Raw genomic sequence first — 11,728 nt, 5'->3', positions numbered from 1 at the left:
AGACTAGTAATTTAGGGTATTAAAAGGGTGGTGATGCGACGTTTACGGGAAGTAGTGGGGACGTTTACGGGGAGTGGTGAGCCGTTTACAGGGAATGAAGCGACGTTTACAGGAAATAGAATCAACCAGGTTGCGACGTTTACAGGTAGGGCGAGACGTTTGCAGGGATCATTTGAGGGGAGCTATCTGTGTCAACGCTAGAGCTTAAAGGACTAAAATCACTAAGAAGTATAGGTCAGTTACTTACGGATTCTGCGGTCATTCAAAATGAGAACATAGTTCAATTGGCTGTAGATCTATTAAGCCCAGGAAGATTTCAGCCTAGAAAACAGTTCAATGAGTCGATCTTAGCTGAATTGTCCGATTCAATCCTAGCGCAGGGGATCATTCAGCCATTAATCGTTAGACGAGTAGCTGAAGAAAAATATGAGATTATTGCTGGTGAACGCAGATGGCGTGCTGCGACAATAGCGGGACTATCCTATGTTCCAGCAATTATTAGAAATATTGAAGATAAGGTTGCCTTGGCATTTTCTGTAATTGAAAATATTCAACGAGAAGATTTAAATCCTATCGAAGAAGCGATAGCTTTTTCTAGATTTCGTGAAGAATTTCAAATGACTCATGAAGAGATTGCAAATATGTTGGGGAGATCACGTGCATCTGTAACAAATACTTTGCGTTTGTTGACTCTTGATTCTCGCGTTAGATTGATGCTGGAAGAGGGGAGCATTGACATGGGTCATGCACGTACTCTTTTGACACTTGATTCAGAGCAACAATATCTAGTTGCATGTTTAATTAAAGAGAGGAAACTGAGTGTCAGAGAAGCGGAAGAGTTGTCAAATACATTTAAATTAGAACGAAATGAGAACAATAAAAAGAATATGCCAATCCAAAAATATCATGAAAAATGTGGGGATTGGAGTCATCAACTGTCGCAAAAATTTGCAACAAATGTATCCGTGAAAGTAAATCAGGAAGGTAAAGGTAAGGTTGTTATTGAAGTTAACTCTCCTGATGAGGTTGATTGGATTGTTAACTTCATGAATGAAATAAATGAGGTTATCCATAAAAACAGTGGATAAGTATGTGTGAAACATAACAAGATTCTTGTTTTGTATGGGTAGTGTAGAGCCCGTTTTTGCTTAATATTACTGAAATACAAAAAAAATCGACCTCTAAATTTTATTTTTAGGCAACGATTGGACTCCAGTTAATGGTAAAGCTTGGCAAGTTAATATCGTTTTATTAAGCACTATCAAAGTGTATTTAAAACGGACATGAAAAATTAATGATCATTTAATATGGTTTTTTAAATGATACTGTTAATAATTAGGTATTAAAAGATAAAGCCAAGTTGATAGGTTGTTATTTGAGAAGAATGGTTTGGACAGATGCTATGACAATTATTTTGAATTAATCTATGTCTTGGCTTTTCCTCTTTTTTTACATTAGCTTTATTATTAGTGTAATTATTGGCTATTAAAAGAAGGAGCAGAGTGTGAAGGAAGAGGTTATTCTCACACCATAGAGCTTTTAGACGATAGCCACGCTGATGGCGTATTTTTACCATACATGTTAGAACCTGAAAACAGATTGGGCTCTGCTTGAATTATTTTGCAAATGGATTTTTACAAAAAAAATGTAAAAAATTATTAAACGTACTAAATTCATAAGTTTTCGAATAAACTCAATGAAAACCTATTTTTATAGTTTTTAGCAGACTTAGGAATCAAGGTTAATGGCTTAGGCATTATAAACTTTAGCCAAAAATTATTCCTTTCAATGTAAACCAATATTGTCCTAGTTATTTTTATTTAAATAAATCAGTTTTGCTTTTGATATTCATTGGCTGCATTAAGCAAAAATAAAGGATCGTTTATATTATATGGCTCAAATCCATTTGCAGAATAGCGTGAGTTCAAAAAAATACGTTCGCAAAATAACGTGAGTTCATAATTTTTTTATCGAATTCCATTCGCAAAATAGCGTGAGTTCATTCGCAGAATATCGTGAGTTCATGTGATTCTGTTCGCGAGTCCTAACAGGATAAACAAGTGAATGGATTGCATTAAGATAGATCCGATAAGGACTTAAGAACAAGGCGAAAGTGTACTCAATGAGAGCAATAGTTAATTTAAAAAGTAATTGATGAAAGAAATGTATCAACAGATGGTAAATACAAACAGATGTAAAACTTAAGTTAAAAATATTAAATGTATCAGCTATTGATAAATTCAATGGTTATTAATAAACTGGCATCAATAATAGAGTTTAATGAAATATGGCCAATAAAAAACGCAAAGTATCGCTGGATGATTATGTATCCTGTTATCACTATTTTGAACGTGCCATTCAAAATAATCGATTCATGAGTGAGGAGACGAAGAATTCAGTGAGAATACAGGCAATTCAGGCCTTTGCTGAACTCAAAAACACAGCAGAGGATAACGAAACGGTACACCTGTTTCAATTATGGCTTGATGAATTCGTAGACTCTCAAGCCTTTAGTCGCTGTTATCGCGCTTTGAATCAAAAAAAGTATCTGGTAGAGAAAACCCTGCGTACCGTTACCATCAGTGATGATGCCTATAACGTATTAAAAGACCTTGCACATAAAAAAAATATCAGCTTCTCACAGGTGATTATTAATGGCTGTACCTTACTGCAAGATCATGATAATGAATCAATTAGACCATTAATAAACACTTTGAACACGGCCACATTAAAACCTCTTAACATCACTCCAAAACCAACAGGTTCGCAAAGCTCCGTGATGACACCGGTAACCCCTGGCAACACCAATGTCATTTCCTTGTTTAGTGATGAGCTGATTGAGTCATCTGATGAGGAAGAGTCAGACAGTGAGTTTGATTTATTTGATTTTGAAGAAGTACGTGAATGGCCACGTAAACCCGAAGGCTATGATTTTAGAACCAATGACTCCTATAAAAAATACCGCAAATATATTGAGCGTCTTACTATTAAAAAGCCAGATGAAGAACTGCTGGACACCTTTAATAAAACGATTAATTATTACCTCACCGAAGACAATTGCCACCAGATTGGACAACATCTACTTTCAATCCGTCAGGAACTCTTAAATAAAAAGCTCTTTTCTCAAAAGTTTAATCCTGAACTCTTTGCCATCAGTAAGGGGTTTAACGTAGGCAATCTGACTATGGATGATTACGCAGATGAACTGATTTTTCTTTTAGGATACATCTTTGGCTGCACTACTCAATCCATCACCGCAGGAAATAGACAACCTACCGTGTTTGCAGGCCACCCAAACCATGTTCAGCTGGCTTATAAAACCTTCCATTACCTTGATGCCTTCTTGAACGATGAAGTAAAGTCCTTTGCCGCACGTTGTCATAAAAACACCAAAAGAAAAAATCGAGCTACCCGTGCAAAATGGCATGGATGCCACCTGGTCGGAGTGATGCTGAACTCTATTATCGATGATGAAGAAGACTATATGCTGTTACCCCAATCAGAATATGAACAATTATCTAAATATTCCTTTAATAAAGTGCATGAGTATTTTGATGAAAACGAACCTATTGGTGGTTGGTGGGATCCTAAAAAACATCCATTCAGATAACCTTAAGCCTGCAATATCATCAAGAATAGTGAGTTACTAAAAAAAGAATGACTGAACACAATTTATTCGATAGAATGATCAAGATTTAACCGTTCCAGGAAAAGCGCTCGGTTGATTGTTGTTTCAAACCAAATTAAGGAAACGTGGTAATGAGTAACATTCTGAATATTAAAAATCAATTTTCCCTCTCAATGAGCAACCTTAAGACCTTATTTTCAGGGTTTTTATACATTGCCTCAAAAACCGCAGATACACCGCAATCCAATACGTAAAAAAGGTACTGGTAATTAACTCAATAATTATAGGTTTCCAGTCACCATGCTTATTTTAAGCTTAACCTGATAATCATGTGACATAATTTCTATTTTAAAAAAGTGGATGACCCATTCGTTGTAAGGAAGAATCATGGCGTATCAAAAATTGGAACTTGAGTTGGCTTCTGACCTTAATCAGTCAGAGAACATAGAGCAGGACAATCTCACTCAGAAAACAAAAAAAGATAAAGAACGTTTTGAAAAGATGGTAATTACTCAAAATAAAATACAAAAAATTAAAGCAGATCTTAATAAACTGATTTAATCAATGAATAACAATCCTAGTTGGCTGTCTCGTGCTGCCAGTTTCTGGAATGAAATCCCTTTATGGCAAAAAATTACCGCAGGTGTAGTGCTCACCATACCTCTTTTGATGATTGGCATCATGGCAAATCTTGCAGCCCTTATTACGCTCAGTATTGTTACTGGAATTATTTATACGGTAAGCCACATCCTTCTTGAAAATCATCAGAGTCAAAATACAGACAATATCGAAAATTTAAAAGCAGGAATTTCAAGTCTTGTGGATCTGCTGGATTCGGTTATTTCAACTTTAGAGCTTTTACGCGAACAACTGGCCATTGAAGTCGATGCATTCCAGAAGGAAAATGTGCGACTAACCCAAAATGTTGATCAATTTTGTGAGCAGATTAACACATTAAAATCAGATATCATTGAGCTGACTGTTACCGAAAAAAAACTTCGTGCCACTCAGGTTGATCTTGAACAGTCTGCCACAAAGCTTAAAGGCTCTATAGAGGAGCAGTCTCAAGTTTTAGAGAACACTCAAAAACAATTAGAACAGGTTGTTCAGGCGTATAAAGAAAATCAAAATCAATTATCTGATAAAATAAAAGAACTTGATGATATTAAAGTGAAAATGGGTAAAGAGGTTGAACAGGCGAGAGCTGTTGGACTTGTCTTAAGTGGAACAGTTGAAACCTTCTCTAGCATGGTTATTCAAGACAAAGAACAGCGAGCTGCTTTTTTAAAAAGATTAGAGGACTTTTTAACTAATAAAGAGAAAAGCTTTGTTGAGATAGCAGACCGAATATGTGATGCCGAACGTAAACTCTCTGTAGTTACAAAACAATTAGCAGAAAGTAATCAGAGGTATCGCAAGCTTTTAGACAGGCAGGAACAACAGATTATTCGCCTGGAACAAATTGATGTGGTTCAACCCGAAGAGGTGCAGGAATCATTTGATGGTGTTAAGCCAAGCATTACTGGGTTTTATGCAATAAAAAAAGAACCTCCATTTTTGCCTGAACCTACCCCTGGGGCTGCATTGATAGCCGTACTATAAGTGCCGATTATTTTACTTTGAAGACAGTCTTTGAACAGACGCGGTCTTCAGATTAAAATGGTTGTACAGGGAAAACCATCAATGAATGCTTTTTTGCAGCAATTATTTTGATATAAAAAGAGAAAATATCATGGAAATAAGACCCGTAGCCTTTGAATCCGATTTAATTATTACTCTGGAGGGCAATCAAAAAATAGTGATTACCCCTTTTAAAACTCATGAGCCTGGAAATTTTAAACTGGGAATTGATGCGCCTAAACACGTGACTATAAACAGGCAGGAAATCTATTTAAAAAAACAGGAACAGTTAAAGAAGGAAATTCGGCAGGCATCAGCGGATTCTTGATGGCTCTTGTCAAAGGAGAGGAGACGTCAATCCATAATCTTCTTAAAGCTTAAGTGGGTTGACTGTTCCATTTTTTATGTTAAAAAAAATTGAAGGGTGATATGGCTCAATATTGCATTACATCAATTATTTTAAACGCCTATGAAGCCCGGATTCACTTTGACTATTATTTACCTGAGAATAATGCGCATTGGCAGGACAGGTATCATGGCAGTATTGATATTCTTGAGACTGTTGTTCATGGTTCCAAGCTGTTATTTGATGAATTACCCATTATTGAGCGTATTCACATAAGGAGAGCCTGCTGGAATTATTTAGAAACAAAAGGTCTGTATCGGATAACCCTGGTGATTCCCTTATCACTGTATTCTCCTTTGACAAAGCGCAGCTCACGTTAATTAACATTTATTCTGGAAATAATAAGTTTTGATGGTTTCATAAAGAAGGTTGTTAAGGTGGTTTATCACCCGATGGATTAAAATATCCCGGGTATCGTTGTATTGATGCGCTATTACCTCACTGACTGCATCAGTTGTTTGTTCTTCTTTGGCCAGGATTAACAGTAGATGCTCTGGTTGTGTGGAAAGAAATTCATTAATTAGCGGGCGAAGCTGTTCCAGAGTCACCTCTTTTTTGGATAAATAAATTAAACACTCACGCTCCAGTGTATGAAACAGTTTTTTATTCATGGAGTATTCCTTTGCAGCCAGCCCTCAATATAAGTGATGGTTTCTTTAATAGTACTTACTGCCTGATGATAGAGTACATCAAATAATTCACGTTGTCCGGTTTTCCAGTAGCGCTCAACATACTGACAGGCGTACTTCATGCGGATGGTTCCTACATGGGGTTTCGGCAAGCGAATTACAGATTTCGTAGGTCTAGCTCTAACACTGTGAATTAAAAGATCTTTTCCTAACATCAAAAAATCCTTTTTTACCTCACTGCCAAAGCAATAGCCCTACAAGTAGGTGTTACGGATGTGATTGCTGAAGTATTGCCAGATGAAAAAAACAATGTGATTCGCGAACTACAACAAAAAGGGCTTGTGGTCGCAATGATTGGTGATGGCGTTAATGATGCGATTGCATTGGCCAAAGCAGACATTGGTATTGCGATGGGAACCGGAAGTGATGTGGCGATTGAAAGTGCCGGTATGACGTTGTTATCAGGCGATTTAAATAAGCTTTTGGAAGCCTATGAGCTCTCAGTGCGTACGGTAAAAAACATCCATCAAAATGTCTTTTTTGCCTCTATTTATAATGCATTGGGTGTCCCGGTCGCGGCAGGCGTTTTTTATCCTCTCACAGGCTTATTACTTAACCCAATGATTGCCGGTGCTGCTATGGCGCTAAGCTCCTGTATCGGTGATTATCAATGCTTTGCGTTTGCGTCATAAACTGGCATGATAGAATAAGAATACCTATATAAAAAACCAATGTAAGTTAGGGACAGAGTATACATCATGATGAAACAAAACTGGGGCTTGAAGTATTTGGTGGTGGGCATTATGGCGCTAATGCCAGTCCTCGTGTATGCCAAGCCTCCTTTAGGTCTAAAAGAGCTCGCACAGTTGGCTATTCAACACAACAAAGATTTAAAAGCAGCGCGTTTCGCCATTGCAATTGCCGAGGCTCGTCTGATTCAAGCAGGTTTATGGTCTAATCCGACTTTAAATTTAAATAATAATGATGATAGGTTATTTAATAACGAGGGCGAATATACTCGAAGCATCAATTTTAACCAAGCTTTTCCCATCTCCGGCCGTATAGCGAAGCAAAAAACCATCGCGCGTATCGATATTGTTCGCGCACAAGCTGAGGTTTTTGAGGCTACACGCCTACTCAGTGCAAAAGTCGCGAATGCCTATTATGCAGTGGTAGTTGCCGAAAATCGCATGCAACAACTTAATTATCTACAAAGCATTAATCAGGAATTGGTGCGTGTCATTCATAACCGTTATCATGCTGCCGAAATTTCTAAATTGGATGATAACTCTGCTCGCATCGAATACGCGCGCATTAAACAAGAAAAACAACTTTTAAAAAGTCAGTTGATAAGCCAATACGCACTCTTAAATCAACTTATAGGACAAGGCCCTAATACACCGTTGCCAGTTCAAAAATCCATTAAGATAGAAAAAAATATTCCTCCTTTAGGAGTACTTACCCAGTACGCCTTGAATCATCGTCCGGACAGACGCAGTTTATTTCTCACAGGCCAACGTGCAATGGCTGATAGACGCCTGGCACAATCTGAACGCTTTGCCGATTGGAATGTAGGTGTTGGGGTAGCGCAAGATAAAATTGTGGTGGAAGGAGCGCCTCCCCAACAAGCAGACCGCACCTTAGGTATTTCGTTATCGATTCCACTGCCGCTATTGAATCGTAACCAGGGAAGAATTTTAGAAACAAGTGCAACAGGCACCCAGGCAATGATGTCCATTGATGCCTTAAATCTTACTATTGAAACAGAAGTCGCCAGCAATTACGGTCAACTTAATGCACTTAAAACAAGTGTGGTACAAACGCAAGGAACCTCTCTTCGTTTAGGACTTGAGAATGTGACACTTGCCCGTGAAGCCTACCAAAATGGGCAAGTGTCTTTTCTTAACGTCTTACAAGTCCAACGGCAACAAAACGAGGTGCAAATGGCCTACTTAACGACCGTGGGGCAGTATTTTCAATCCTATGTCGCCTTATGTACCGCTATTGGAGCACCGCATTCAAGCGGATTCTGTTCTTATTTATCCCCAACCAAGGAAGTGACCAAATGATTCATCCACCTCATCGTATCTGTCAAAGGTTAGGGTTACTTTTTTTGCTGGGCGCGCTCTTTCATTCCTCATGCCTGATAGCTCATGGAGACGAAATTGAAGTGAATGAATCGGGTCCTGCACAGACTGTTACGCTGACGCCCGAGCAAACAAAGATGCTGGACATTGAGGTGTCTCAAGCTTCTGCTCGTCCTATGGGTGAGTATTTGACATTAAATGGTCAAATCCAATTGTTACCCAACGCACAAGCCGATGTCAGTGTACGCATTAGTGGTGCCGTGACTGAACTGGTGGCCAATCTAGGTGATACAGTGACCAAAGGACAGGTCTTGGCCACGGTACAATCTCGTTTAATTGGCGATCCTCCACCCAGTGTGGCGGTAAAAGCGCCCATATCGGGTGTTATTGATGCACGCAATGTCAATTTAGGACAAGCAGTAGAACCTAATACCGTTTTGTTTCACATCAGTAACCGTACGCAATTGTTGGCCATTGCCCAAGTGTATGAAGAAGATTTAGGTAAAATTAAAGTAAGCCAAGACGTCAATGTACATGTTTTAAGCTATCCAAAACGGGTTTTTCCAGGAAAAATAACACTGATCGAACCCAATTTAGATCCCTTAACGCGCAGTGTGAACGTACAAATCGGGCTGGATAATAAAGAAGGACTACTAAAGCCTGGTATGTTTGTGCGTGCCAATGTGGTATTACGGTTTACCCAAGCGGCACTCACTATACCTAATAACGCCGTACTTGAAATCGACAATGCTACTTTTGTTTTTGTAAAGAATGGCAAAGCTTATGACCGAACGGTAATCAGTATTGGCGCTCGTGATGAGAAGTACACCGAAATTAAAGAGGGTTTGGTACCGGGTGATGAGGTGGTGACTCAAGGAAATCGCCAATTATATACTTTATCCTTAAGCGGTGGCGGCACCCAGAAAAAGGGTGAGAAGGAGTCCCACTAATGTTTACTCGATTAATTGCTTGGTCAATCCATAATCGTCTTTTGATTTTAGCCTTAACGCTTGTTCTTTGTCTTTTGGGTGGTTACACCTTAAAACAAATGCCGGTGGATGTATTTCCGGAGTTTGCTCCACCGCAAGTTGTTGTACAAACCGAAGCGCCTGGCATGGCAACCCAAGATATTGAAACGCTGATTACCTATCCATTGGAAAGTGCCATTAATGGCACGCCAGGGGTTGCTAGTGTACGTTCTAAAACCTCCGTTGGTTTATCAACGATTACGGTGGTTTTTGATGATAAAACTGATATTTATCGAAATCGGCAACTCGTTAATGAGCGTATTCAACAAGTGAGCAACAGACTTCCCCCAGGCGTAAATCCACCCGTGATGCTCCCTGTTACCTCAGCTGTTGGCTGGCTTGTAAAATATGCGTTAATCAGTGATACACAAAGTCCTGAAACATTACGTACGATTGCGGATTGGACAATTAGACCCAGGATTTTGGCGTTAGGCGGGGTCGCTTCTGTGGTGTCAATTGGTGGCGAGGTGAAACAATACCAGGTGCGTTTAATTCCTGAACGGATGCTTGCGTATGCTATTACCATTGAAGAGGTACGGCAAGCGTTAACAACAGCCAACCAAAATGTGCCTGGTGCCTTTGTTCACCAAGCAGGTAGCGAGCTTGTTGTAGGGACGATGGGACGAATCCAATCCTTGGAGGATATTAAAAAAACCGCCATTACCGTACGAAAAGGGGTTCCAATCACTATCAATAACGTGGCAATAGTCGCCTTTGGTGGGGAAATTAAGCGCGGAGATGGTGCGTATAATGGGAAGCCTGCGGTGATTGGCACTATTTCTAAAGCATTTGGTGCCGATACGGTGACAACGACCGCCAAAGTGGAGGAGGCATTAGAACACATTAAAAAAACACTTCCCGCAGGGGTTGAGTTAAATACCGAGGTCTTTCGTCAAGCCAATTTTATTGAATCTGCAATTCATAATTTAACCCGTGCCCTTTTAGAGGGCGCCATTATTGTTATTGCCATATTATTTGTGTTTTTAATGAATTGGAGGGCTTCATTCATTACGTTTCTTTCCATGCCTGTATCCTTTGTCATTGGTTTATTGGTGTTGCACTATTTTGGCATTGGTATTAACTCGATGACGCTAGGTGGGATGGCCATTGCCATTGGGGAGGTGGTGGATGATGGCATCATCACCGTAGAAAATGTGGTGCACCGATTAAGAGTAAACCGCAAGAATGCTCATCCCACCTACCTGCCATTGAAGTCGTTTTTGACGCTGTTCTGGAGATACGAAGCTCAGTCGTTTATGCCACCATTATTATTAGTCTCGTCTTTCTGCCCATTTTCTTTCTGTCAGGAATTGCTGAGCGCATTTTTAGTCCTTTAGCCATTGCATATATTGCTTCTGTCTTGGGCTCACTAGTGGTGTCCATTACCATGGTACCTGCTCTTTGTTATCTCTTATTGGTTCGAGGTCAGGAAAAAACAAACGCGATACTGAGGTGAGTTTGCATGCATTGTCTCAGCGAGAGCGTCACTACGGATTAGAGCAAAAGGATGGGCAGGAGGCTGAGTCTGAAACACGTTTTGTAGTGGGGCTTAAGCGTTATTTTTTAATTGCATTACACTGGTCTTTAGCACACCTTAAAACGGTGGTTGCCATCGCACTGGCCGCTTTTTTGTTTGCCTTAGCCTTACTTCCCTTTTTTGGTACTTCTTTTTTACCGGAGTTTCATGAGGGAAATTTCATAGTGGCCATGAGTACCTTGCCTGGCACGTCGTTAGAAGAATCAATGCGCTTAGGACAACAGGTGCAAAAAACCTTACTGCGCTACCCCCAAGTTATCTCTATTTCCCAACGTGCTGGACGAAGCGAGCTTGATGAAGATGCATTGCCCCCCAATGTCAGTGAATTTGATGTGCGTCTTGATTTTGATAAAGATAAATCCATGCCTCCAGATGAATTATTACGACGTATTCGCGCTGATTTAGCCAATATTCCAGGGACTGTGTTTAATGTCGGGCAATTTATTGCTCATCGCATGGATGAGGTACTATCCGGGGTTCGTGCGCAGGTGGCAGTGAAGCTATTTGGTGATAATTTATCCACGTTAAATGAGTTGGGACGCTCTTTAGAAGCCGTCTTAAAATCCGTTCCAGGTGTTGTCGATGTCAACAAAGAGCAGCAAATTAATGTGCCGCAAGTTATTATAAAAATTGACCGTGAAAAAGCGACACGTTATGGCGTAAATGTGGGGCAGATTTCTGAAGACGTCCAGGTGCTTTTAAATGGGGTGAGTGTATCGAGTGTTCTAGAAGGCCAGCGTACGTTTGATTTATACCTTCGTATGGATAAGACCGGTCGTGACAGCATTAAAGC

The 11,728-nt window shown here is 39.7% G+C and carries 12 protein-coding genes and 2 pseudogenes; 12 read left to right on the top strand and 2 right to left on the bottom strand.

Annotated elements, in window-relative coordinates; translation table 11 throughout:
• The first annotated feature begins 33 nt into the window (after positions 1-33).
• The 8 genes from LDG_RS19740 (at position 34) to LDG_RS14455 (ending at position 5,974) form a co-directional block, all read left to right on the top strand.
• Positions 34-201, top strand: a complete 168-nt coding sequence (locus LDG_RS19740) for a hypothetical protein (protein ID WP_158307889.1) — start codon at positions 34-36, stop codon at positions 199-201.
• Complete coding sequence (locus tag LDG_RS14475) at positions 189-1,088, top strand: ParB/RepB/Spo0J family partition protein (protein ID WP_006872168.1); 900 nt, start codon at positions 189-191, stop codon at positions 1,086-1,088. Before LDG_RS19740 ends, LDG_RS14475 begins: the two co-directional genes overlap by 13 nt.
• A 1,199-nt stretch (positions 1,089-2,287) precedes the next feature.
• On the top strand, positions 2,288-3,610 hold the full coding sequence (locus tag LDG_RS14470; protein ID WP_006872167.1) for a DUF7168 domain-containing protein: 1,323 nt from the start codon (positions 2,288-2,290) through the stop codon (positions 3,608-3,610).
• Positions 3,611-3,759: 149 nt separating this feature from the next.
• On the top strand, positions 3,760-3,882 hold the full coding sequence (locus LDG_RS20545; RefSeq protein ID WP_006872166.1) for a hypothetical protein: 123 nt from the start codon (positions 3,760-3,762) through the stop codon (positions 3,880-3,882).
• Between the two features lie 133 nt (positions 3,883-4,015).
• A complete protein-coding gene (locus LDG_RS20385; protein ID WP_006872165.1) occupies positions 4,016-4,189 on the top strand; it encodes a hypothetical protein in 174 nt (57 codons plus the stop codon).
• Positions 4,190-4,192: 3 nt separating this feature from the next.
• Positions 4,193-5,230: a LegC2/C7 family Dot/Icm T4SS effector gene (locus tag LDG_RS14465; protein WP_006872164.1), complete on the top strand. Its 1,038-nt coding sequence runs from the start codon at positions 4,193-4,195 to the stop codon at positions 5,228-5,230.
• Between the two features lie 130 nt (positions 5,231-5,360).
• Positions 5,361-5,576: a carbon storage regulator gene (locus tag LDG_RS14460; protein WP_040536107.1), complete on the top strand. Its 216-nt coding sequence runs from the start codon at positions 5,361-5,363 to the stop codon at positions 5,574-5,576.
• A gap of 101 nt (positions 5,577-5,677) precedes the next feature.
• Positions 5,678-5,974: a hypothetical protein gene (locus LDG_RS14455; RefSeq protein WP_006872162.1), complete on the top strand. Its 297-nt coding sequence runs from the start codon at positions 5,678-5,680 to the stop codon at positions 5,972-5,974.
• Here the strand turns inward: LDG_RS14455 and LDG_RS14450 are convergent, their stop codons facing one another.
• Together LDG_RS14450 and LDG_RS14445 are read right to left on the bottom strand one after the other, a co-directional pair.
• Entirely contained in the window at positions 5,975-6,265 is a 291-nt protein-coding gene (locus LDG_RS14450; RefSeq protein WP_006872161.1) for a hypothetical protein, read from the bottom strand.
• Positions 6,262-6,498 carry a hypothetical protein gene (locus LDG_RS14445; RefSeq protein WP_040536087.1) on the bottom strand — a complete coding sequence of 79 codons (237 nt, stop codon included), beginning with the start codon at positions 6,496-6,498 and terminating at the stop codon, positions 6,262-6,264. Before LDG_RS14445 ends, LDG_RS14450 begins: the two co-directional genes overlap by 4 nt.
• Before the next feature lie 21 nt (positions 6,499-6,519).
• Here LDG_RS14445 and LDG_RS14440 point away from each other — a divergent pair.
• The 4 genes and pseudogenes from LDG_RS14440 to LDG_RS14425 form a co-directional block, all read left to right on the top strand.
• Positions 6,520-6,985: pseudogene (locus LDG_RS14440) on the top strand (HAD-IC family P-type ATPase); the annotation flags it as partial.
• A 56-nt stretch (positions 6,986-7,041) separates the two neighbouring features.
• Complete coding sequence (locus LDG_RS14435) at positions 7,042-8,352, top strand: TolC family protein (protein ID WP_006872158.1); 1,311 nt, start codon at positions 7,042-7,044, stop codon at positions 8,350-8,352.
• On the top strand, positions 8,349-9,320 hold the full coding sequence (locus LDG_RS14430; protein WP_006872157.1) for an efflux RND transporter periplasmic adaptor subunit: 972 nt from the start codon (positions 8,349-8,351) through the stop codon (positions 9,318-9,320). Before LDG_RS14435 ends, LDG_RS14430 begins: the two co-directional genes overlap by 4 nt.
• Positions 9,320-11,728 (top strand): annotated as a pseudogene (locus tag LDG_RS14425) (efflux RND transporter permease subunit); the annotation flags it as partial. The gene LDG_RS14430 and the pseudogene LDG_RS14425, both read left to right, overlap by 1 nt.

Origin of the sequence: Legionella drancourtii LLAP12 (genome assembly GCF_000162755.2) — a bacterium.
In the GTDB taxonomy this organism is placed as follows: domain Bacteria; phylum Pseudomonadota; class Gammaproteobacteria; order Legionellales; family Legionellaceae; genus Legionella; species Legionella drancourtii.
This window is presented reverse-complemented; position numbering and strand designations above follow the sequence as displayed.